Below are 22,895 nucleotides of genomic sequence, written 5' to 3'. Positions count from 1 at the left end.
AGGTGGCCCTCGGTCAGGGAGCGGACTTCAGCGCGGCGAGCCGGGCCTCGATCTCCGCGCTGTCCCCGAGGCCGTCCAGCTGCTCGAACTGGGCGTCCAGGGAGGACGCGGCGAGTTCCTGCCTGCCCACCGCCTTCGCCTCCTCGCGCCGCACCTTGTCGTCGAAGCGGCCGAGCTCGCTCGCCGGGTCCATGACATCGATGCTCTTCACGGCGTCCTTCATCGGGTTCTGCGCCTGCGCGGACGCCGCGCGCGCGAGCAGTTCGTCGCGCTCGGACTTCAGCCGGGTCAGCTTGTTCTTCATACGGTCGAGACCCGACGTGAGCTTGTCCACCACCACGGTCTGCGAGGCGATAACCGGCTCGGTCGTCTTCGCCCCCTGCTCCGACTGGAGCTGCCGTCCCAGCGCCACCTTGGCGAGGTTGTCGAACGTGTCGGCGTCCACGCCCGAGCCCGCGGCCCGCAGCTCGTCGGCCTTCCTGCTGGCGGTGAGCGCCTTCTGGCCCCACTCCCGGGCCGCGTCGACATCCTCCCGGTGGTCCTCCTCCAGCAGCCTGAGGCTGCCGATGGTGGTGGCCACCGCCTGTTCGGCCTCCGCGATGTCGGCGGTGAAGTCGCGGATCAGCTGATCCAGCATCTTCTGCGGATCCTCCGCCTGGTCGATCAGGGCGTTGATGTCGGCCCGCGCCAGCTGGGTGACGCGGCCGAGGACGGTCTGCTTGGTCATGGCACCTCTCCTTGTGCGAGAACTCGTGAAGTCCCGTCGTACGAAAGGGGTGTCCGGCGTGACACGCCCCGCACCCATGTCAGAAGCGGCCTCCGCCGCCCCGCCGGCCACGGGTCCCCCCGCCGCCGAAACTGCCCGGACCACCCCCGAAACCTCCCCCCACGGCCTCGCCCCGCCCGCCGCCGAGCAGCCCGCCGAGGATGATGCCGCCCAGCACGGCGCCGGCTGTCCCGCCGCCGTCGCGCGGACCGCCGAAGCCGTCCTGGTCGCGATAGCCGCGCACGTCCTGCTCGGCCAGGCTCCGCGCCTGTGCGGCCAGCGCGTCCGCCTGCTGTGCCTCGGCCAGGGCGCCCTGAGGGTCGTTCGCCGAGGACAGCTCCCCGGACCCCTCCCACCGCCGCTGGGCCTCCGCGAGCCGGGTGCGTGCCTGACTGCCCACGGCGCCCCGGTTGGTGCTGATGAAATCCTCGGCGGCACCGATCGCCGCCCGCGCGGTGAGCATCGCCTGGTCGAGCAGCGAACGCGTCCGTCGGCTGCCTTGCTCCCGCTCACGGGCTCCGGCCAGCGCCTCGTCCAGCGCCGCGTCGGCCTTCTCCACCCTGCGCAGCGCGTCGACGGGGTCGTACCGGCCGGAGCCGAGCTTCCTCCTCACGTCGCCGACCACCGCCTCGGCGCGGGCCACCCTGCCCTGCAGACCGGCGGTCGGCACACCCTCCGGGGTGCCGTCGAGCAGGCCTCTGGCGTCGGCGAGGTCCGTCTCCGTCACGGTGAGCGCCCCCGGCAGTTGGTCCGCCGCCTCGGCCAGTTCCCCGGCCCGCCGGTCGACCGCGTCCACCAGGGTGGACACCTGCTTGATCGCCCCTTCGGCGGCGCGGAGGTACACCGCGGCCCGGGCGTTGTCACCGCTGTCCACGGACCGGTGCGCGTGGTCGAGGGCGGAGGTGGTGAAGACCAGCCGGTCCTCGGCCTGTTCGACGTCCCCGGCCGCGGGGGCGGCGGCCGACCCGGCGTACCGGTCCCGCATCGCGCCGAGCGCCGTCTCCGAGGCGGAGACGCGTGCGATCAGCTCGCGGAAGGTGGTCTCGGCGGTCGCCACGGCCTGCGGGGCGGTCCGTTCGAGGGCGCGCAGCCGGTCGAAGTCCTCGGACACGGCGTCCAGTCGCCCGTTGGCGTCCGCGCAACGGCTGATGATCTCGTCGAGCATGCGGCGCCGTGTCACGTCGTCTTCGGGGAAGGCGTCGTCCAGCCGCTGCCGCAGCCGGAAGGCCGCCGTCAGTTCGGTCGCGGCGTGCTGGACGGCAGCGGCGAACGGAGCCGCCGACTCCTCGCCGAACTGTGCCGTGGCGAAGCCGAGTTCTTCCTCGCTGGTGCGTATGGCGTCGTCCGTGTCGACCAGATCCCCCTTCGCCCGCGCGTCGAGTTCCGGAAGCGGAACCGGCGGCTCGGCCGTCTCTCCGGCCTCATCGCCCCAGCCGCCGGCCGCCGGCGTCGTCCGGGTCCTCGTACGCCGCCTGCGGCGGACGAAGGCGAAGGCGGCGACCGACCCCGCGACGACGACCACGGTGAGGGGCACGATGAGGTCGGCCGAGGCTCCACTGCCAAGGGCGCTCCCGGGATCCGCCGTGCCGGGGGTGATGGCGGGCGTCAGGACGGGAGCACCGGCGAGCACCGCGGCGTAGCCGTCGGCGGCGCCGATCGCGGCTCCCGCCCGGTCGTTCCGCCGGAGAGCCGGCTCGACGGCGGTGTTCGCCACGTCCTGGAGCTGGGGGTCGGTGAGGAGTGATCCCCGGTCGACGGAGCAGGCGTACTCCCGGTCGTGCGTGGCCCCGGCCGGCAGCACGTCCTCCTGGCCGAAGCCGTTGCGGTTCGTGGTCCCGTCGGCACAGGTCCGCGCGTCGCGGCCGGAGAAGTCGCGGACGGAGAAGTCACGGACGGACACCACGAACAGCTGCACCTGCCGCTCCGCGAACAGACGGTCGAGAGCGGCTTCGGTCTGTGGCTCACGGTCGCCCAGCGCTCCCGCCTCGTCGGTGATCTGCCCGTCACGGGGCAGCGTCACGGGGTCCTCGGCCCGGGAGCCAGGGGTGCCCGGCAGGGCGATCCAGAGCACCGCCGTGAGGGCGGCGAGGAGCATCCTGCCGGGTATCGAAGGCCGGGGCATCCCGGCACGGCTCGCAGGCGGCATCACATGTGGGAGGTTATGTCCGCCCACTTCCGCCCGCGACCCGGCACGTTCCGCTCGGTCGGCGGCCGTTTGCACCGGGTCGGGTGAGGGTCCCCGGGGCCGGGGGACTGGGAACCCTCGGGCGCATGCCGAGCGGAGTGCGACCCGTGCACCGCTCGGCGACGTCGGTGCGCGGCTCACCGCGCCGCTGCTCATGGGCTCCCTGCTCAACCCGGTCACCACCACGATTATTTCCACGGCACCGGTGGCGTCACCGCACCGCACAGGAGCACGGCTACCACGTCACCATCGCCACGGACGCGGTCACCGACCTGGAGCCGACGCCCACCGCAACGGCCTCGAGAAGATCTTCCCGAGGCCCGGCGAGACCGACACCACTGCCGCCGTCGTCGAGCTCCTGCGCCGACCACCGCCGGGCCGGTGACGGAACCGGGGCCGCACGGGTGACTTCTGCGGCCCCACCGGCCACGCCTGCCTCCCCCCGCGCGTGCGGGTGCCTTCAGTGAATCAGCGAGTCAGTCTGATCAACTGCAAATGCCACCAGAACGCATCATCCGGTCCCTTCCGGTACGGGGTGGACCGGGCCGGCCCCGGAGGTATCAGCCATGGCCCACGTCGGCGTCCCACGCGCGACGGCCCGAAAGCGCCGCTCGGTCGCGCTCCTGGCAACAGGTGTGCTCACGATCCCGGTACTGGCGGGCTGCACCTCGGACAGCGAGGGCCCCACCTCCGCGGCCGCCCCGCAGGACATCGCCCCGGCCGCCCGGTACAGGGTGACGGAGGGCTCCTCCCTCACCTGGGCGATCGACGCGGTCCCCGCCACCCTCAACGCCTTCCAGGCCGACGCCGACAGCGCGACCACGCGGATCACCGGCGCCCTGCTGCCCACCCTCTTCCCCATGGACGCGCGGGGAGAACCCAGGCTCAACCCGGACTACCTGGAGTCGGCGAAGGTCATCGAGCGGGAGCCCAAGCAGGTCGTCCTCTACAAGCTCAGCCAACAGGCCGTGTGGAGCGACGGCCGGGAGATCGGCGCCCCCGACTTCGTCGCCCAGTGGCGCGCGCTGAGAGGCGAGGACTCGGCCTTCTGGACCGCGCGCAACGCAGGGTACGAGCGGATCGAGAAGATCGAACGCGGCAAGGACGACCTGCAGGTCCGGGTGACGTTCTCGAAGCCGTACGCCGACTGGCGCTCGCTCTTCTCGCCGCTGTACCCGAAGGAGGTGACCGGGTCTCCGGGCACCTTCAACGACGGCGCCAGGACAGCCCTCAAGAACACCGCCGGACCGTTCGTGCTGAGCAGCGTGAACAAGGACAAGGGAACGGTCGTGCTCGACCGCAACCCGCGCTGGTGGGGCAACAAGGCAAAGCTCGAGTCCCTGGTCTTCCGTGCCGTCGAGCCGACGGACCGCACCGAGGCGCTGGCGGAGGGCATGGTGGACGTCGCCGACATCGACCCGGCGACGGCGAACAGCATCGCCCGTGCCGCCCGCTACAGCGGCGGGAACGGCCAGCCACCCGCCCACGGCCCGGGAGCCGACATCACCCCGGCCGCCGCCCTGCGGTCCTGGGCACTGGCCCACGGTTCGGACGAGGAGGCAGCCGAGACGGCGCAGGCGGCCCGTGCGAAGAACCGGGAAGCGGTCGCGGTGTACGCCGCCGAGCAGAAGTCGCTGCGCGGTTTCGCCGTACGCAAGTCCCTGGAGCCCGCCTACACGCAGCTCGCGCTGAACGGGGAGTCAGGGCCGCTCTCCGACGACCGGGTGCGCCGCGCCATCGCCCGCACCCTGGACCGGCAGGAGCTCGCCGACACCGTGCTGAAGCCGCTCGGCCTGCCCGCGAAGCCGCCCGGCAGCCACCTCGCCCTGGCCGGGCAGCCCGGGTACAGGGACGGCAGCGGAGCGCTCGGCGAGCGGGACACCAAGGAAGCGCGGGCGCTGCTGGCCGATGCGGGATGGACGCCCGGCGGTGCCGTCCGTAAGACCGAGGACACCAAGGCGGGCAGCGAGGCCGCAAAGAAGGCCGCAGAGAAGAAGGCAGCCGAGGACAGAGCCGGCAAGGCGGAAGAGGCCGAGAAGGACGACCACGCCTCGCGCGACGAGGGGACGTACGTCGTCGGCGACGAGAAGCCCGGTGACCGCTCCGCCGATGACGCCGACAGCACCGCTCAGGAGCAGCCCGGCGGTGCCGCGGGCGCCTACGCTCCCGTGGGAACGGCGGCACCGGCCCCCGCCCCGGCCAAGGACCGCCTCGGCAAGGGCGGCAAGCCGTTGACTCTCCGCTTCGTCCTGCCCTCGGGCCCCGGGTCGCAGGCGCTGCGCACCGTAGGGAAGAAGATCGTCGGGATGCTGGACTCGATCGGCATCAGCGCACAGGTCACCAAGGTCGACGACGACAGCTACTTCAGGGACCACATCGCCTCCGGTGACTACGACATGGCGCTGTACTCCTGGCCCGCCACCGCCTACCCGGCGACCGACGGCCGTCCGATCTTCGCCAAGCCGGAGCCCGCCACCGACGGCTCGCTGCTCGTCGAGCAGAACTACACGCGGGTCGGTTCGGACCATGTCGACCAGCTCTTCGACCGGGCGCTCTCCGAACTCGACGCCAACGCGTCGAGGGACCTGCTGAAGCAGGCCGACGCACGGATCTGGGCTGCCGCAGGATCGATTCCGCTGTATCAGAGGCCACAGCTGGTCGCCGTCGACAAGAAGCTGGCGAACGTCGGGGCCTTCGGCTTCGCCGCGCCCCGCTACGAGGACATCGGTTTCACCGGGCGGCAAGCGGCAGGTTCTCCCGCGAATCGGAAGAAGTAGCAGGTCAAAGCCACATGCAAAGCTCAGATGCAGCTCAAGTCCCTTGCCCGCCGGAGCTCCCGGCGGGCAGGCTCGTGTCTGCCCGGACCCTGGCTGCTCGTCTTCTCACACCCCTTGCCGTCCGGCTGCCCAGCGGCTGGACGATGGCGTAATACCAGCTGAATATCGGCTGAATTGTGGCTGTAGCCGTGTCCTGCGGATCGGCCCGGGAAGCCCCGGACCCATCGGGCCCGTACCATTGGACTAGCCGTGGCGTGCCGCCCGGCGGGCGTACGAGGACTCGAGACCGACTGAGACGCCTGATCCCACGATCCGAGAGAAGCGCAAGCCACCCATGCCCACGCGCCACGACATCCGTAACGTAGCCATCGTCGCCCACGTCGACCACGGCAAGACCACGCTGGTCGACGCCATGCTCAAGCAGGCGGGCGCCTTCGCCGCGCACGCCGCCGAGAACCTCGACGAACGCATGATGGACTCGAACGACCTGGAGCGTGAGAAGGGCATCACGATCCTGGCCAAGAACACGGCCGTCAAGTACCACCCGAAGGATGGCGGCGACGTCATCACCATCAACATCATCGACACCCCCGGCCACGCCGACTTCGGTGGTGAGGTCGAGCGCGGCCTGTCGATGGTGGACGCCGTCGTTCTGCTCGTCGACGCGTCCGAGGGCCCGCTCCCGCAGACGCGTTTCGTGCTCCGCAAGGCGCTGACGGCCAGGCTGCCGGTCATCCTCTGCATCAACAAGACGGACCGCCCGGACTCCCGGATCGCCGAGGTCATCGACGAGACGTACGACCTCTTCCTGGACCTGGACGCCGACGAGGACCAGATCGAGTTCCCGATCGTCTACGCCTGTGCCCGGGACGGCGTCGCCTCGCTGACCAAGCCGGAGGACGGCACCGTCCCGCCGGACAGCGACAGCCTGGAGCCGTTCTTCAGCACGATCCTGTCCGCGGTCCCGGCCCCGGAGTACGACGAGGACGCCCCTCTCCAGGCGCACGTCACCAACCTGGACGCCGACAACTTCCTCGGCCGTATCGCGCTGTGCCGTGTCGAGCAGGGCGAGCTCCGCAAGGGCCAGACGGTCACGTGGATCAAGCGCGACGGCACGATGTCCAACGTGCGCATCACCGAGCTGCTGATGACCGAGGCACTCACCCGCAAGCCCGCCGAGAAGGCAGGCCCGGGCGACATCTGTGCCATCGCCGGTATCCCGGACATCATGATCGGCGAGACCCTGGCCGACACCGAGAACCCGATCGCGCTGCCGCTGATCACGGTCGACGAGCCGGCCATCTCGATGACCATCGGTGCGAACACCTCACCGCTCGTCGGTAAGGGAGGCAAGGGCCACAAGGTCACCGCCCGGCAGATCAAGGACCGTCTGGACCGCGAGCTCGTCGGTAACGTCTCGCTCCGCGTCCTGGAGACCGAGCGCCCCGACGCCTGGGAGGTCCAGGGCCGCGGTGAGCTCGCGCTGGCGATCCTCATCGAGACCATGCGCCGCGAGGGCTTCGAACTCACCGTCGGCAAGCCGCAGGTGGTCACCAAGCAGGTCGACGGCAAGACGCACGAGCCGATCGAGCGCATGACCATCGACTCGCCGGAGGAGCACCTCGGCGCCATCACGCAGCTCATGGCGACCCGTAAGGGCCGTATGGAGACGATGACGAACCACGGTTCGGGCTGGGTCCGCATGGAGTGGATCGTCCCGTCCCGCGGCCTCATCGGCTTCCGTACGGAGTTCCTGACCCAGACCCGTGGCACGGGCATCGCGCACTCCCTGTTCGAGGGCCACGAGCCGTGGTTCGGCGATCTGCGTACCCGTCACAACGGCTCGCTGGTCGCGGACCGCGCGGGCGTCGTGACGCCGTTCGCGATGGTCAACCTCCAGGAGCGCGGTGTCATCTTCACCGAGGCCACCACCGAGGTCTACGAAGGCATGATCATCGGCGAGAACTCGCGCGCCGACGACATGGACGTGAACATCACCAAGGAGAAGAAGCTCACCAACATGCGTGCGGCTTCCGCCGACACCACGGAGAACGTGGTGCCCGCCCGCAAGCTGTCGCTGGAGCAGTCGCTGGAGTTCTGCCGCGACGACGAGTGCATCGAGGTGACCCCGGAGACGGTCCGTATCCGCAAGGTCGTCCTGGACCAGAAGCAGCGTGGCCGCTCGGCCTCGCGCGCGAAGAACGGCTGACCTGGCTCCGGCCGACCGACGTCCCGGAGTTGGCCCGAGTGGATGGGATGTGCCCCGTTCCACTCGGGGAGTTGCTGTCGACGTCGACCAGCCGGGTCACGCTTTCTCAGCTCCTCCTGGACACTGGGTCCGGCTCAAGGGCGGACGTATCCGCATAGCGGATCGGATCACCGCCGTGGTGGGGGGTGCGGCCGTGACGGTCGCGCTCGCCGCAGGTGTGGGCTCTCGCTCGCCCCTGACTCGCAGGACGCACCCTTGGCGGCCGCCGAACCCCGGTTCGGCGGCCGCCACGTGCCGTTCCGGGGGGGGGGCCTCATCGAGACGCTCGGCCCTCCGGAAGTCAAGGCGATTTCAGGGGCGGAGTGTCCGGATATCGGGCGTCGCTCTCCGGAACATGTGTTAACGGTCCGTTTCGGGGGTGTCTGTCTGGGATCGCTTTGTCCGGATTTCGGGCAACCAGCCCTCCTCGATGTTGTCAAACCGAGACCCTTTAAGTGTGGTTTACAGCCCGGTGTTACTTAATAGTTGGCTCCATTGAGCTCGGGTCAATGGGTCGTCGCATTGTGGGGAGTGCGGACTCACGAGCACACTCGGGGCACTGAAACAGATCACCGTCAGGGGTGTCGGTCGATCTCTCCAGTGCCCCTCTTGTAGTCAAAAGTGGACTCATGAGGAGGAAACCCATGCGCGGTGCCAAGAGCGCCAAGTGGGTCGCGGGAGCGGCCATCATCGCCCTGGCCGCGACTGCCTGCGGCGGCGGCGACAGCGGCGACGGCGACAAGAGCGCCAAGGGCGCCGTTGACCCCGACGGCATCTTTTCGGTCGAGGTCGGTGAGCCGCAGAACCCGCTGCAGCCGGCCAACACGATGGAGTCGAACGGCAGCATCGTCACCGATGCCGTCTTCTCGCAGCTCGTCGACTACGACCCTGCGGGCAAGCTCGAGATGATCAACGCCGAGTCGGTCGAGACGACCGACTCGAAGCTGTGGACCGTCAAGCTCAAGAAGGACTGGAAGTTCCACGACGGGACCCCCGTCACCGCCGAGTCCTACGTCAAGGCGTGGAACTGGGCCGCGACCATCACCAACGCGCAGACCAACGCCTCGTGGTTCGCCGACATCAAGGGCTACGCCGACGTCCACCCGGAGGACGAGAAGGCGAAGCCGAAGTCGGACACCATGTCCGGCCTGAAGGTTGTTGACGACCACACCTTCACCATCGAGCTCGGCAGCGCGGTGCCCTACTTCGCGTACAAGCTCGGCTACACGGTCTTCTCCCCGCTGCCCGAGTCCTTCTACGCGGACCCGAAGGCCGCCGGTGAGAAGCCGGTCGGCAACGGCGCGTACAAGTTCGTCAGCTGGGACCACAAGAAGGAAATCAAGGTCGTCCGCAACGACGACTACAAGGGTCTCGACAAGGCGAAGAACGGTGGTGTGCTCTTCAAGAACTACACCACCCTCGAGACCGCCTACGAGGACCTCAAGTCCGGCAACGTCGACGTGCTCCGCCAGATCGGCCCGAAGGACCTTCCGGTCTACCGCGCCGACCTCGGTGACCGCGCCGTGGACCAGGCGTACTCCGCCATCCAGACGCTCGGTGTCGCGATGTACACCGACCAGTGGAAGGACACCGACCCGAAGGTCCTCCAGGGTCTGTCGATGGCCATCGACCGGGACACGATCACCAAGACGGTGCTCCAGGGCACCCGCGAGCCGGCCACGGGCTGGGTCGCCAAGGGCGTTCTCGGCTACCAGGAGAACGTCGCCGGTGACGTGACCACGTACGACCCGGCCAAGGCCAAGGCCCTCATCAAGGAGGGCGGCGGTGTTCCCGGCAACGAGATCTTCATCCAGTTCAACGCCGACGGCGGCCACAAGGAATGGGTCGAGGCTGTCTGCAACAGCATCACCCAGGCCACCGGCGTCAAGTGCGCCGGCGACTCGAAGGCCGACTTCCAGGCCGACCTGAACGCCCGTGACGCCAAGCAGGTGAAGTCGTTCTACCGCGGCGCCTGGGTGCTCGACTACCCGGTCAACGCCAACTTCATCAGCGACCTGTTCCGTACCGGCGCCGCCGGTAACAACGGGTTCTTCTCGAACAAGGACCTCGACGCCAAGATCAAGGCCGCGGACTCCGCCCCCTCCCTGGACGAGTCCGTCAAGGGGTACCAGGAGGTCGAGAAGGAGCTGGTCAAGTACATGCCGACCATCCCGCTCTGGTACTACAAGGTCAACGCCGGCTACTCGGAGAACGTCCAGAACGTGAAGTACGCGCAGGACGGCGACCCGATTCTGACCGAGATCCAGGTCACCAAGTAACGACCGACGTAGTCCGTGGGCCGGTGCGGGACCGAAACTGACGTCGGTCCCGCACGAGCCCGCAGCCGTGGCCGGGGGGCCCTTCCACGCCGCTGACAGTCCCTGAGGGGGTGTCGGCGCCGGGGGAGGGCCCGTCGGCTGCCGCTTGCCTATTACATGGAGGCACGATGGGGCGCTATGTCGCACGACGACTGCTCCAGATGATCCCGGTTTTCATCGGGACAACTCTGCTGATCTTCCTGATGGTCTACACACTGCCCGGCGACCCCGTGCGGGGACTCTTCGGGGACAAGGGCGCCGACCCGGCGACCCTCGAGGCCATGCGTCACAAGCTCGGCCTCGACCAGCCGATCCTGGTGCAGTACTGGGAATACATGAAGGGCATCGTCCTTCACTTCGACTTCGGTACCCAGATAGCCAGCGGACGCCCCGTCACCGACGTCCTCGGCGACGCGTTCCCGGTCACGCTGCGGCTCGCCGCCATGGCGTTCGTCCTCGAGATCGTCCTCGGTATCGGTCTGGGCATGGCCGCGGGTCTGCGCGCCGGCCGCCTGACCGACAACGTCGTCCTGATCTTCACGCTGCTGATCATCTCGATCCCGGTCTTCGTCCTCGGATTCATCGTCAAGTCGGTGTTCGCCTTCCAGCTCGACTGGATCGCGCCGAACGTCTCGAACGAGGCGACCTGGGGTGAACTGATAGCCCCGGCCGTGGTGCTCGGGTCGTTGTCGCTCGCATACGTCGCGCGGCTGACCCGTACGACCATGGCGGAGAACCTGCGGGCGGACTACCTGCGCACGGCCGTGGCCAAGGGGCTCCCCAAGCGCCGCATCGTGGGTGTGCACCTGATGCGCAACTCGCTGATCCCGGTCATCACCTTCCTCGGTACCGACCTCGGGGCCCTGATGGGCGGAGCGGTCGTGACCGAAGGCCTGTTCAACGTGAAGGGCGTCGGCGGCACCATCTTCGAGTCGATCGTCCGGCGCGAGGGCACCACCCTCGTCGGACTGGTCACCATCCTGGTGCTCGTCTACCTCTTCATGAGCCTTGTCGTCGACCTGCTGTACGCGGTCCTGGACCCGAGGATCCGGTATGCCTGATGTGACCAAGACCGCTCCCGCGCCCCAGGACGCCAAGGCGCCCCTCGCCGACCCCTCGGCCGCCGTGAAGGCGGAGCAGGCCCGCAGCCTCTGGGGCGACGCATGGCAGGACCTGCGCCGCAACTGGTACTTCCTGGTCTCCGCGGCGCTGATCCTGATCCTGCTCCTCATCACGGCCTTCCCGGGCCTGTTCACCAGTGCCTCACCCACGACGGGTGACCTGGTGCACCACTTCCTGGGCAAGCCGGAGCTGAGCAAGATCGGATCGCCCGAGTGGTTCGGCTACGACGGTCAGGGCCGCAGTGTCTACGCGCGTGTCATCTACGGCACCCGCGCGTCGGTGATCGTCGGCGTCTCGGTGACCCTCGCGGTGACCCTGTTCGGCGGGCTGATCGGCATGCTGGCCGGCTACTTCGGCGGCCGGGTGGACGCGGTGCTCTCCGGATTCACCAACATCTTCCTCGGCCTGCCCTTCCTGCTCGGCGCCATGGTCGTCCTGCAGGCGTTCACCGAGCGGACGATCTGGGTGGTCGTCTTCGCCCTCGCCTTCCTCGGCTGGACCCAGATCGCCCGTGTCACGCGCGGCGCCGTGATCACGGTCAAGCAGGCGGACTTCGTCCAGGCGGCCAGAGCGCTGGGAGCCGGTACGACCCGGATCCTGTTCCGGCACATCCTGCCGAACGTCCTCGCTCCGGTGATCGTCGTCGCGACCATCTCGCTCGGTGTGTACATCTCGGCCGAGGCGACCCTGTCCTACCTGGGTCTCGGCCTGGCCCCGCCGACCGTTTCCTGGGGTATGGACATCTCCGGTGGTTCGAGCCAGATCCGGGTGGCCCAGCACATCCTGATCTACCCGTCGATCATGCTCAGCATCACCGTTCTGGCGTTCATCATGCTCGGCGAAGCCGTCCGTAACGCCCTCGACCCGAAGACGCGATAAGGAGGGCGCACGTGACCACCATCGACAAGACCGCAGAGGTCCCGTCCGCGCGCTCGGGAGACGACCACGTCGGCCCGCTGCTCGAAGTCCGTGACCTGCACGTGGAGTTCCACACCAGGGACGGCGTGGCCAAGGCCGTCAACGGGGTCAACTACAGCGTGGACGCCGGGGAGACGCTCGCCGTCCTCGGCGAGTCCGGCTCGGGCAAGTCCGTGACCGCTCAGGCGATCATGGGCATCCTCGACATGCCGCCCGGCAAGATCCCGAAGGGCGAGATCTTCTTCCGCGGCCAGGACATGCTCAAGATGTCCGCCGAGGAACGCCGTCAGATCCGGGGCCGGAAGATCGCGATGATCTTCCAGGACGCCCTCTCCTCGCTGAACCCGGTGCTCACCGTGGGCTATCAGCTCGGCGAGATGTTCCGGGTGCACCAGGGCATGTCCAAGAAGGACGCCAAGGCCAAGTCCATCGAGCTGATGGACCAGGTCAAGATCCCGGCCGCCGCGGCGCGGGTGTCGGACTACCCGCACCAGTTCTCCGGCGGTATGCGCCAGCGCATCATGATCGCGATGGCGCTTGCCCTGGAACCGGACCTGATCATCGCGGACGAGCCCACCACGGCCCTCGACGTGACCGTCCAGGCCCAGGTGATGGACCTCCTCGCGGAGCTGCAGCGCGAGTACAACATGGGCCTGATCCTGATCACGCACGACCTGGGCGTCGTCGCGGACGTCGCCGACAAGATCGCCGTGATGTACGCGGGCCGGATCGTCGAGACGTCGCCCGTGCACGAGATCTACAAGGCGCCCGCGCACCCGTACACCAAGGGGCTGCTGGCGTCGATCCCGCGCCTGGACCAGAAGGGCCAGGAGCTGTACGCGATCAAGGGGCTGCCGCCCAACCTGCTCCACGTGCCCTCGGGCTGCGCGTTCAACCCGCGCTGCACGATGGCGCAGGACATCTGCCGTACGGACATCCCGGCGCTGCTGCCGGTGACGGGTACGGACGGCACCGAACTGGTCGGCCGCCACAGCGCCTGTCATTTCTGGAAGGAGACGCTCCATGGCTGACATCAGCAAGGAGCCCGCGGACGCCACCCCCAACGTCACCGAGGTGACCGCGGTCGACGCGGCGACCGAGGACGCGGCGGTCGCCGCCATCGACGCGCCGGTCTCGCAGGGCGAGCCCATCCTTCAGGTACGCAACCTGGTCAAGCACTTCCCCCTGACCCAGGGCATCCTGTTCAAGAAGCAGGTCGGTGCGGTCAAGGCCGTGGACGGGATCTCGTTCGACCTGTACGCGGGCGAGACCCTCGGCATCGTGGGCGAGTCCGGCTGTGGCAAGTCCACGGTCGCCAAGCTCCTGATGACGTTGGAGCAGGCCACCGCCGGTGAGGTCTTCTACAAGGGCCAGGACATCACCAAGCTGTCCGGCCGTGCGCTGAAGGCCGTGCGGCGCAACATCCAGATGGTGTTCCAGGACCCGTACACCTCGCTGAACCCGCGTATGACGGTCGGCGACATCATCGGGGAGACCTACGAGATCCACCCCGAGGTGGCCCCGAAGGGCGAGCGTCGCCGCAAGGTCCAGGACCTCCTCGACGTCGTCGGTCTGAACCCGGAGTACATCAACCGCTATCCGCACCAGTTCTCCGGCGGCCAGCGCCAGCGCATCGGGATCGCCCGCGGCCTCGCGCTCAACCCCGAGATCATCATCTGCGACGAGCCGGTCTCCGCGCTCGACGTGTCGGTGCAGGCGCAGGTCATCAACCTGATGGAGAAGCTCCAGGACGAGTTCAACCTCTCCTACCTCTTCATCGCGCACGACCTGTCGATCGTCCGGCACATCTCGGACCGGGTGGGCGTCATGTACCTCGGCAAGATGGCCGAGATCGGTACGGACACGGAGATCTACGACCACCCGACGCACCCGTACACCCAGGCGCTGCTGTCGGCGGTCCCGGTCCCGGACCCCGAGGCCCGTAGCGGCCGCGAGCGGATCATCCTCTCCGGTGACGTCCCGTCGCCGGCGAACCCGCCGTCGGGCTGCCGCTTCCGCACGCGGTGCTGGAAGGCCCAGGACAAGTGCGCCACCGAGATGCCGCTGCTGGCGATTCCCGAGCGCTTCAAGGGCTCGGACACGCCGGCGGCGCATGAGTCGGCGTGCCACTTCGCCGAGGAGAAGGACGTCGTGCACGCGGCGTAGCACCCGATCGGCTCGACCAGGACGCCCGGCCCCTCGCGAGGGGCCGGGCGTCCTCGCGTTGCGGCAGCCCGTACGGCGGACAACGACATGCGACGCAGTGTCAAATGGGGTGATATAAGGCACTGAGCCATATAAGGGAACCCTAGGAGGCACTCCATGCGCGGAGCCACACAGGCCAGGTGGGTCGCATGCGCCGTAGCCGTCGCCCTGGCGGCCACGGCCTGCGGCGGCGGGGACAGCGGTGGCGGCGGTGGGGCCGACGGGATCGTGAGCTCGTCCTGGGGAGACCCGCAGAACCCGTTGGAGCCGGCGAACACCAACGAGGTCCAGGGCGGCAAGGTCCTCGACATGGTCTTCCGCGGGCTCGTGCGCTACGACCCCAAAACCGGCGAGGCCCGGAACGAGATCGCCGAGAAGATCGAGACGAAGGACTCGCAGAACTTCACCGTCACGATCAAGGACAACTGGACCTTCAGCAACGGCGAGAAGGTCACCGCGAAGTCGTTCGTGGACGCCTGGAACTACGGAGCCGCCCTGAAGAACAACCAGAAGAACGCCTACTTCTTCCAGTACATCGACGGCTATGACACGGTGCACCCCGAGTCCGGCACGGCGTCCGCCACCACCCTCTCCGGCCTCAAGGTGGTCAACGGCACGACCTTCACGGTCAAGCTGTCGCAGAAGTTCTCGCTCTGGCCCGACACTCTCGGCTACAACGCCTTCGTGCCGCTGCCCGAGGTCTTCTACACCGACCACGACGCCTGGCTCTCCAAGCCCGTCGGCAACGGTCCCTACACCGTCGACCAGTACGCCAAGGGCTCGTCGATGAACCTGCGCCGGTGGGACGGTTACCCGGGCGGGGACAAGGCGCAGAACGGCGGCATCGACCTCAAGGTCTACACCGACAACACCACCGCCTACACCGACCTGACCGCGGGCAACCTCGACCTCGTCGACGACGTACCCGCCTCGCAGCTCAAGAACGTCGAGGCGGACCTGGGCGACCGGTACATCAACACCCCGGCCGGCATCATCCAGACGCTGGGCTTCCCGTTCTACGAGAAGGCATGGAACACCCCGGGTGCGACCAAGGTCCGTCAGGGGCTCTCGATGGCGATCAACCGTGAACAGATCACCGACCAGATCTTCCGGAAGACCCGTACCCCCGCCTCCGACTGGACCTCACCGGTCCTCGGCGACGAGGGCGGTTTCAAGAAGGGCCTGTGCGGCCCCGCGTGCGAGTACGACAAGGCGGAGGCCAAGAAGCTGATCGAGGAGGGCGGCGGCATCCCCGGCGGCCGGCTCAAGATCTCGTACAACGCCGACACCGGCTCCCACAAGGAGTGGGTCGACGCCGTGTGCAACAGCATCAACAACGTCATGGGGAACAACAAGGCGTGCGTGGGCGGACCCGTCGGTACGTTCGCCGACTTCCGAAGCCAGGTCTCCACCCAGAAGCTGACCGGCGCCTGGCGGGCCGGCTGGCAGATGGACTACCCGCTGATCCAGAACTTCCTCCAGCCGCTCTACTACACCAACGCCCCGTCCAACGACGGCAAGTGGAGCGACCAGAAGTTCGACGACCTGGTCGACGAGGCCAACGCGGAGAGCGACAAGGCCAAGGCGGTCAGCACCTTCCAGGACGCGGAGAAGGTCCTGGTCGAGCAGATGCCCGTCATCCCGCTCTGGTACCAGAACGGCAGCGCGGGCTACTCGGACAGGGTCGAGAACGTCTCGTTGAACCCCTTCAGCGTCCCGGTGTACGACCAGATCAAGGTCAAGTGACCCCCTGAAGCCGGTGGCCGGTGCGGCATACCGCACCGGCCGCGCGGTTTTCCGGTCCATCCGCCCGTTCGCCCCGACCCCCGGAGCCCTTCATGGGACGTTATGTGATCCGGCGGCTGCTGCAGATGATCCCGGTCTTCTTCGGCACCACGCTGCTGATCTTCCTCATGGTGAACGTGATGGGCGACCCCATCGCGGGCCTCTGCGGCGACCGTCAGTGCGACCCCGCGACCGCCGCCCAGCTGCGCACCGAATTCGGGCTCGACAAGCCGGTCTGGCAGCAATACCTGACCTACATGGGCAACATCTTCACCGGTGACTTCGGCACGGCCTTCAACGGGCAGAAGGTCACGGAACTGATGGGTACAGCCTTCCCCATCACCATCCGGCTCACCATCGTCGCGATCGTGTTCGAGATCGTCATCGGCATCAGCCTCGGCGTCGTCACCGGACTGCGCCGCGGGCGACCCGTCGACACCGTGGTGCTGATCCTGACCCTGGTCGTCATCGCCGTACCGACGTTCGTCACCGGCCTGCTGCTCCAGCTCCTGCTCGGGGTGGAGTGGGGCATCATCAAGCCGTCCGTCTCCTCCGAGGCGCCGGTGGACGAACTCATCGTGCCCGGGCTCGTCCTGGCGTCCGTCTCGCTGGCCTACGTCACCCGGCTCACGCGGACCTCGATCGCCGAGAACTTCCGTGCCGACTACGTCCGTACCGCCGTGGCCAAGGGCCTCCCCAGGCGCCGGGTGGTCGTGCGGCACCTGCTGCGCAACTCCCTCATCCCCGTCGTCACCTTCATCGGTACGGACGTGGGCGCCCTGATGGGCGGCGCGATCGTCACCGAGCGGATCTTCAACATCCACGGCGTCGGCTACCAGCTCTACCAGGGCATCCTCCGCCAGAACTCCCAGACCGTCGTCGGGTTCGTCACGGTGCTGGTCCTCGTCTTCCTGGCGGCGAACCTGATCGTCGACCTCCTGTACGCCGTACTCGACCCGAGGATCCGCTATGCCTGAGCAGAAACCGTGGGACGAAGGGACGGGCGGCGGAGCGATCTCGGGGGCCGGCGCGGGCGGGGCGATGGACCTCGCGATGGACGAGGGCACCACGCTGGAGAAGACGCCCGGCGGCCCTGAAGGCACCGGGCCGACGGGCAAGCCGCGCAGCCTCTGGTCCGACGCCTGGCGCGATCTGCGCCGTAATCCGGTCTTCATCATCTCCGGGCTGGTCATCCTGTTCCTGGTGATCATCTCGATCTGGCCGTCGCTGATCGCGGACCAGGACCCCCTCGACTGCGACCTCTCCAAGGCGCAGGAGGGCTCCCAGCCCGGGCATCCCTTCGGCTTCGACGGCCAGGGCTGTGACGTCTACACCCGCACCGTCTACGGCGCCCGGACCTCGGTGACCGTCGGCGTCCTCTCCACCCTCGGCGTCTCCCTGCTCGGGGGCGTGCTGGGCGGCCTCGCGGGCTTCTTCGGCGGGGCGTGGGACGCCGTGCTCTCCCGCATCACGGACGTCTTCTTCGGCATCCCGGTGGTCCTCGGCGGACTGGTCTTCCTGTCCGTCGTCACCAGCTCCACCGTGTGGCCCGTGATCGGCTTCATCGTGCTGCTGGGCTGGCCCCAGATCGCCCGTATCGCGCGCGGCTCCGTCATCACCGTCAAACAGAACGACTACGTCCAGGCGGCCCGGGCGCTGGGCTCCTCGAACTCACGGCTGATGCTGCGCCACATCATGCCCAACGCCATCGCCCCCGTCATCGTCGTCGCGACCATCGCCCTGGGGACGTACATCTCGCTGGAAGCGACCCTGTCGTACCTCGGTGTCGGACTGAAGCCGCCTGCCGTCTCCTGGGGCATCGACATCTCCGCCGCCTCCCAGTACGTCCGCAACGCGCCGCACATGCTGCTCTGGCCCGCAGGGGCGCTGGCCGTCACCGTGCTCGCCTTCATCATGCTCGGCGACGCGGTGCGCGACGCCCTCGACCCCAAGCTGCGCTGAGGAGTCGCTGCCATGTTGCTCGAAGTGCGCGATCTGCACGTGGAGTTCCACACCAGAGACGGCGTGGCCAAGGCCGTCAACGGGGTCGACTACAGCGTGGACGCCGGGGAGACGCTCGCCGTCCTCGGCGAGTCCGGCTCGGGCAAGTCGGTCACCGCTCAGGCGGTCATGGGCATCCTCGACATGCCGCCCGGGAAGATCAGCGGGGGCGAGATCCTCTTCAAGGACCACGACCTGCTGAAGCTCAAGCCCGAGGCGCGCCGCAGGATCCGGGGCCAGGAGATGGCCATGATCTTCCAGGACGCGCTGTCCTCGCTGAACCCGGTGCTGAGCGTCGGGCAGCAGCTCGGCGAGATGTTCGTCGTGCACCGAGGGATGTCCCGTGGAGACGCCAAGGCCAAGGCCATCGAGCTGATGGACCGGGTGCGCATCCCCGCCGCCCGCCAGCGGGTCGGTGACTTCCCGCACCAGTTCTCCGGCGGCATGCGCCAGCGCATCATGATCGCCATGGCGATGGCGCTGGAACCCTCTCTGATCATCGCCGACGAACCCACCACCGCCCTCGACGTGACCGTCCAGGCCCAGGTCATGGAGCTCCTCGCGGAGCTCCAGCGCGAGCTCAACATGGGGCTCATCCTCATCACCCACGACCTCGGCGTGGTCGCCGACGTCGCCGACAAGATCGCCGTGATGTACGCGGGCCGGATCGTCGAGACATCACCCGTGCACGAGATCTACGAAGCGCCCGCCCACCCGTACACCAAGGGCCTGTTGCGGTCGATCCCGCGCCTGGACCAGAAGGGCCGGGAGCTGTACGCGATCAAGGGGCTGCCGCCCAACCTGATGCACATCCCGCCCGGCTGCGCCTTCCACCCGCGCTGCCCCATGGCCCAGGCCGTGTGCCGTACGGACGTGCCGCCGCTCTACGCCGTGGACGAGGAACGCCGGAGCGCCTGCCACTTCTGGAAGGAGACGCTCGATGCACGCTGACGACACCGGCCGAGGGGGCGGCGGTTCCGTGCTCCAGGCAGGGGCACGGGGAGCCGGTGAGGACCGCTGGTACGCGGAGGGCGAGCCGATCCTTCAGGTGCGCGGCCTGGTCAAGCACTACCCGCTGACCCAGGGCGTCCTCTTCAAGAAACAGGTCGGCGCGGTCAGGGCCGTGGACGGCGTGGACTTCGACCTGGAGGCGGGCGAGACGCTCGGCATCGTGGGGGAGTCCGGCTGCGGGAAGTCGACCGTCGCCAGGATGATGGTGCACCTGGAGCCGCCGACCGGGGGCGCGATCCGTTACAAGGGCGAGGACATCACCCGGCTGTCCGGCCGTGCGCTGAAGGCCGTGCGGCGCAACATCCAGATGGTGTTCCAGGACCCGTACACCTCGCTGAACCCACGGATGACGGTCGGCGACATCATCGGGGAGCCGTACGAGATCCACCCCGAGGTGGCGCCCAAGGGGAGCCGTCGGCAGAGGGTGCAGGACCTGCTCGACGTCGTCGGCCTCAACCCGGAGTACGTCAACCGCTATCCGCACCAGTTCTCCGGCGGCCAGCGCCAGCGCATCGGGATCGCCCGCGGCCTCGCGCTCAACCCCGAGATCATCGTCGCCGACGAACCGGTCTCCGCGCTCGACGTGTCGGTCCAGGCCCAGGTCGTCAACCTGCTGGACCGGCTGCAGGCCGAATTCCACCTGAGCTTCGTCTTCATCGCGCACGACCTGTCGATCGTCCGGCACATCTCCGACCGGGTCGGCGTCATGTACCTGGGCCGGATCGTCGAGATCGGCACGGACGAGGAGATCTACGAACACCCCACGCATCCCTACACCCAGGCGCTGCTGTCCGCCGTCCCGGTGCCGGACCCGACGGCCCGTGAGCATCGCGAGCGGATCATCCTGCACGGTGATGTGCCCTCCCCGGCGAACATCCCGTCCGGCTGCCGCTTCCGTACCCGGTGCTGGAAGGCCCAGGAGCGGTGCGAGCTGGAAGTGCCGCTGCTGGCGGTTCCGGCGGTCTTCCGGGAATCGGGGACACCCGCCCGGCACGACTCCGCGTGCCACTTCGCCGAGGAGAAACAGGTGGTGCCGCAGGAAGATCTGCGGGAGACGCCCGGGGGCGGCGGGGGCGACGGATATGACGGGGACGACCGGTATGACAAAGAATGACAAACGAGCCTCATATCCGTTAACACAGAGGCAACTTGACCGCCGTCACACCGATATACGAACCTCGCACCATAGAGAGCGTACGGCCGTGCGGGTGCCGTGAACCGGCCGGGGCGTTCATCACGTCGCCCCGGCCGGTTACCCGTGTCCGCCCTTCCCCGCAGGGCCACCGCCGCCCGCCTCCCCGCCGCCCGGCTGGTGACAGCCGCTGCTACGCCCGGGGCAGCCCCAGCGACCTCCTGAGGAAGTCCACCTGGAGCAGCAGCAGATTCTCGGCGACCTGCTCCTGTGGGGTCATGTGCGTCACCCCGCTCAGCGGCAGCACCTCGTGCGGGCGTCCGGCGGACAGCAGCGCCGAGGAGAGCCGCAGCGCGTGGGCGACCACCACGTTGTCGTCGGCCAGGCCGTGGACGATCATCATCGGCCGCACCTCCTCGGCCGGCTCGGAGAGGCCCTCGTCGGTCACCAGGGAGTTGCGGGCGTACACCTCGGGCTGCTTCGCGGGGTCGCCGAGATAGCGCTCGGTGTAGTGGGTGTCGTACAGCCGCCAGTCCGTCACCGGTGCGCCGACGACGGCCGCGTGGAAGACGTCGGGGCGCCGCAGCACCGCGAGCGCCGAGAGATAGCCGCCGTACGACCAGCCGCGCATGGCCACCTTCGAAAGGTCCAGCGGGAAGCGCCCGGCCAGGGCGTGCAGCGCCTCGACCTGGTCGTCGAGGGTGAGGGTGAGATCGTCCCTGACCGCCTTCTCCCAGCCGGGCGAGCGGCCCGGTGCGCCCCGGCCGTCCGCGACGATCACGGCGAACCCGTGGTCCGCGAACCACTGGGACGTGAGGTGCGGATTGTGAGCGGCGACCACCCGGCGGCCGTGCGGGCCGCCGTACGGATCCATCAGGACCGGAAGCGGACCATCCGATTCCTTGTATCCGGTGGGGAGCAGCACGGCGCACGGGATCCGCCGTGCGCCCCCCTCCGTCAGCCGGACCCTCGCGGACAGGACCGGCTCCTGGGCGAGGTTCGCCACGGTGGCGATCCGCTTGCCGTCACGCAGCACCTGTACGGCCGTTCCCGGGCGCTCCGGAGAGGCCGACACCAGCACCGTCACGCCGCCGCCGCGCACTGCGGAGTGCACCCCGACGCCCTCGCTGACGCGCTCCACGCCCAGCTCGTTGACCCGGTACACATGGCTCTGTCCCGTCTCCGGGTCGGCGGCGTCCTCGCCCGCGGCCGCCTGCACCAGGATGTCCGACTCCCCGATGTCCAGCACCGCCTGGAGGTGCAACTGGCCTCCCGTCAGCGGCCGGTCCCCGACCGAGAGCACCCGCGCGCCCCCTTCGTCGGCGACCCGCACGAGCCGCCCCCCGGGCGCCCAGGCCGGCACCCCGGCGAAAAGATCAAGCCAGATTCCATCCTCGTCGACATGCACCGTGCGGGTCGAGCCGCTCTCCGTGTCCACGGCCAGATGCAGCTGGCTGCGCTGGTCGCGGGCCTGCACCAGCAGCAGCGGGGCGCCGTGCGAGGACCAGTGCACCCGCGCCAGATAGGGAAAGCGGGACCGGTCCCAGACGACCTCGGTGCGGGTACCGTCCAGGCCCATCACGAAGAGCCGCACCTCCGCGTTGGCCGTCCCCGCCGCCGGATAGCCCACCTCGGCGGGCTTGCTCCCGGGGTGCGCGGGATCGGCGATCCACCACCGCTGTACGGCGCTGTCGTCGACCCGGGCGACCAGCAGGCGGTCCGATTCCGGCGACCACCAGAAACCGCGGTAGCGGCTCATCTCCTCGGCCGCGACGAACTCCGCGAGGCCGTACGAGGTGTGCGCGTCCTCCGGCTCGGCGACCGGCCGGTCCCCGTCGCCCTGCGCCCCCACGACGCGCAGCGCGCCCCGCGCGGCGTAGGCGATGTGCCGGCCGTCGGGGGAGGGGCGCGGGTCGATCACCGGCCCCGGTACAGGCAGGGCGCGCGCCGTACCCGCCCTCAACTCGGCGACGTACACCTTGCCGGAGAGCGCGAAGGCCGCCAACTCGGCCGCGTCGTCCACCGCGTAGCCCACGATGCCCGCCGATCCCTCCCTGGTCCGCTCGCGCCGCGCCCTCTCCTGCGGCGACAGCTTCTCCGCCGAACCGCCCAGCAGGGCATCGGGATCGGCGGCGATCCGCTCCTCTCCCGTCGCGGTGTCCAGCACCAGGAGCCGGTTCGTCCGGTCGGTGCCGGAGGAGGACCGGAGGAAGAGCACCCGCGTCCCATCCGGTGAGACGGTGAAGGCCCGGGGTGCGCCGAGAGTGAACCGCTGGGTCCGCGCGTGCTGGCGGGGAAAAGACAGCTTCTTCGAGGTCATGGCTCCGAACCTAGTCCGCGACGGCCGGTCCGTGCGCCCCTCGTGCTGCTGTGCCCCGATAAATGCGGCGGCACGGATAGTTATGATCCGTAGCGCTCGGTGGGTAG

15 protein-coding genes and 1 pseudogene are annotated in these 22,895 nt (G+C 68.8%); 13 read left to right on the top strand and 3 right to left on the bottom strand.

The genetic code is table 11. From position 1 onward, the window contains the following. Positions 1 to 13 precede the first annotated feature (13 nt). Together ACWD04_RS01910 and ACWD04_RS01905 are read right to left on the bottom strand one after the other, a co-directional pair. On the bottom strand, positions 14 to 727 hold the full coding sequence (locus ACWD04_RS01910; protein WP_451127036.1) for a PspA/IM30 family protein: 714 nt from the start codon (positions 725 to 727) through the stop codon (positions 14 to 16). A 79-nt stretch (positions 728 to 806) separates the two neighbouring features. After that, complete coding sequence (locus ACWD04_RS01905) at positions 807 to 2,912, bottom strand: TPM domain-containing protein (protein ID WP_451127034.1); 2,106 nt, start codon at positions 2,910 to 2,912, stop codon at positions 807 to 809. Between the two features lie 254 nt (positions 2,913 to 3,166). Here ACWD04_RS01905 and ACWD04_RS01900 point away from each other — a divergent pair. The 13 genes and pseudogenes from ACWD04_RS01900 to ACWD04_RS01840 all read left to right on the top strand — a co-directional run. Further along, positions 3,167 to 3,336, top strand: a pseudogene (locus ACWD04_RS01900) (hydrolase); the annotation flags it as partial. 181 nt (positions 3,337 to 3,517) lie between these two features. Next, on the top strand, positions 3,518 to 5,728 hold the full coding sequence (locus ACWD04_RS01895) for an ABC transporter family substrate-binding protein (protein ID WP_451127032.1): 2,211 nt from the start codon (positions 3,518 to 3,520) through the stop codon (positions 5,726 to 5,728). Positions 5,729 to 6,062: 334 nt separating this feature from the next. After that, positions 6,063 to 7,937 (top strand): translational GTPase TypA, encoded by a 1,875-nt coding sequence (gene typA / locus ACWD04_RS01890; RefSeq protein WP_451127030.1) that lies wholly within the window; start codon positions 6,063 to 6,065, stop codon positions 7,935 to 7,937. Positions 7,938 to 8,620: 683 nt separating this feature from the next. Further along, the gene (locus tag ACWD04_RS01885; protein WP_451127028.1) at positions 8,621 to 10,255 is read left to right on the top strand and encodes a peptide ABC transporter substrate-binding protein; all 1,635 of its coding nucleotides are present in this window, start codon (positions 8,621 to 8,623) and stop codon (positions 10,253 to 10,255) included. A gap of 167 nt (positions 10,256 to 10,422) precedes the next feature. Further along, the gene (locus tag ACWD04_RS01880; RefSeq protein WP_451127026.1) at positions 10,423 to 11,355 is read left to right on the top strand and encodes an ABC transporter permease; all 933 of its coding nucleotides are present in this window, start codon (positions 10,423 to 10,425) and stop codon (positions 11,353 to 11,355) included. Next, positions 11,348 to 12,295 (top strand): ABC transporter permease, encoded by a 948-nt coding sequence (locus ACWD04_RS01875; protein WP_451127024.1) that lies wholly within the window; start codon positions 11,348 to 11,350, stop codon positions 12,293 to 12,295. Before ACWD04_RS01880 ends, ACWD04_RS01875 begins: the two co-directional genes overlap by 8 nt. 11 nt (positions 12,296 to 12,306) lie before the next feature. Continuing rightward, on the top strand, positions 12,307 to 13,365 hold the full coding sequence (locus tag ACWD04_RS01870; RefSeq protein ID WP_451127022.1) for an ABC transporter ATP-binding protein: 1,059 nt from the start codon (positions 12,307 to 12,309) through the stop codon (positions 13,363 to 13,365). Next, positions 13,358 to 14,500, top strand: a complete 1,143-nt coding sequence (locus ACWD04_RS01865) for an ABC transporter ATP-binding protein (protein WP_451127020.1) — start codon at positions 13,358 to 13,360, stop codon at positions 14,498 to 14,500. The genes ACWD04_RS01870 and ACWD04_RS01865 overlap by 8 nt, the downstream gene beginning before the upstream one ends. Positions 14,501 to 14,656: 156 nt before the next feature. Further along, a complete protein-coding gene (locus tag ACWD04_RS01860; RefSeq protein ID WP_451127017.1) occupies positions 14,657 to 16,285 on the top strand; it encodes a peptide ABC transporter substrate-binding protein in 1,629 nt (542 codons plus the stop codon). Between the two features lie 92 nt (positions 16,286 to 16,377). Continuing rightward, entirely contained in the window at positions 16,378 to 17,301 is a 924-nt protein-coding gene (locus ACWD04_RS01855; RefSeq protein ID WP_451127015.1) for an ABC transporter permease, read from the top strand. After that, entirely contained in the window at positions 17,294 to 18,286 is a 993-nt protein-coding gene (locus ACWD04_RS01850; protein ID WP_451127013.1) for an ABC transporter permease, read from the top strand. Before ACWD04_RS01855 ends, ACWD04_RS01850 begins: the two co-directional genes overlap by 8 nt. Before the next feature lie 12 nt (positions 18,287 to 18,298). Next, positions 18,299 to 19,276: an ABC transporter ATP-binding protein gene (locus ACWD04_RS01845; RefSeq protein ID WP_451127011.1), complete on the top strand. Its 978-nt coding sequence runs from the start codon at positions 18,299 to 18,301 to the stop codon at positions 19,274 to 19,276. Then, positions 19,266 to 20,450, top strand: a complete 1,185-nt coding sequence (locus tag ACWD04_RS01840; RefSeq protein WP_451127009.1) for an ABC transporter ATP-binding protein — start codon at positions 19,266 to 19,268, stop codon at positions 20,448 to 20,450. The genes ACWD04_RS01845 and ACWD04_RS01840 overlap by 11 nt, the downstream gene beginning before the upstream one ends. Positions 20,451 to 20,661: 211 nt before the next feature. On the opposite strand, the gene ACWD04_RS01835 is transcribed toward ACWD04_RS01840, so the two are convergent. Further along, complete coding sequence (locus tag ACWD04_RS01835; RefSeq protein ID WP_451127007.1) at positions 20,662 to 22,788, bottom strand: alpha/beta fold hydrolase; 2,127 nt, start codon at positions 22,786 to 22,788, stop codon at positions 20,662 to 20,664. Positions 22,789 to 22,895 lie beyond the last annotated feature (107 nt).

It is taken from the genome of Streptomyces sp. NPDC002911 (assembly GCF_053591835.1).
The sequence above is the reverse complement of the archived record's forward strand: the minus strand, read 5'-3'. Positions and strand labels throughout refer to the sequence as shown.

What these genes read in the sequence shown, in the direction of transcription:
- ACWD04_RS01910 (WP_451127036.1), bottom strand. Translation starts at nt 727, where the DNA reads ATGACCAAGCAGACCGTCCTCGGCCGCGTCACCCAGCTGGCGCGGGCC.
- ACWD04_RS01905 (WP_451127034.1), bottom strand. Translation starts at nt 2,912, where the DNA reads ATGCCGCCTGCGAGCCGTGCCGGGATGCCCCGGCCTTCGATACCCGGC.
- ACWD04_RS01895 (WP_451127032.1), top strand. Translation starts at nt 3,518, where the DNA reads ATGGCCCACGTCGGCGTCCCACGCGCGACGGCCCGAAAGCGCCGCTCG.
- typA (WP_451127030.1), top strand. Translation starts at nt 6,063, where the DNA reads ATGCCCACGCGCCACGACATCCGTAACGTAGCCATCGTCGCCCACGTC.
- ACWD04_RS01885 (WP_451127028.1), top strand. Translation starts at nt 8,621, where the DNA reads ATGCGCGGTGCCAAGAGCGCCAAGTGGGTCGCGGGAGCGGCCATCATC.
- ACWD04_RS01880 (WP_451127026.1), top strand. Translation starts at nt 10,423, where the DNA reads ATGGGGCGCTATGTCGCACGACGACTGCTCCAGATGATCCCGGTTTTC.
- ACWD04_RS01875 (WP_451127024.1), top strand. Translation starts at nt 11,348, where the DNA reads ATGCCTGATGTGACCAAGACCGCTCCCGCGCCCCAGGACGCCAAGGCG.
- ACWD04_RS01865 (WP_451127020.1), top strand. Translation starts at nt 13,358, where the DNA reads ATGGCTGACATCAGCAAGGAGCCCGCGGACGCCACCCCCAACGTCACC.
- ACWD04_RS01860 (WP_451127017.1), top strand. Translation starts at nt 14,657, where the DNA reads ATGCGCGGAGCCACACAGGCCAGGTGGGTCGCATGCGCCGTAGCCGTC.
- ACWD04_RS01855 (WP_451127015.1), top strand. Translation starts at nt 16,378, where the DNA reads ATGGGACGTTATGTGATCCGGCGGCTGCTGCAGATGATCCCGGTCTTC.
- ACWD04_RS01850 (WP_451127013.1), top strand. Translation starts at nt 17,294, where the DNA reads ATGCCTGAGCAGAAACCGTGGGACGAAGGGACGGGCGGCGGAGCGATC.
- ACWD04_RS01845 (WP_451127011.1), top strand. Translation starts at nt 18,299, where the DNA reads ATGTTGCTCGAAGTGCGCGATCTGCACGTGGAGTTCCACACCAGAGAC.
- ACWD04_RS01840 (WP_451127009.1), top strand. Translation starts at nt 19,266, where the DNA reads ATGCACGCTGACGACACCGGCCGAGGGGGCGGCGGTTCCGTGCTCCAG.
- ACWD04_RS01835 (WP_451127007.1), bottom strand. Translation starts at nt 22,788, where the DNA reads ATGACCTCGAAGAAGCTGTCTTTTCCCCGCCAGCACGCGCGGACCCAG.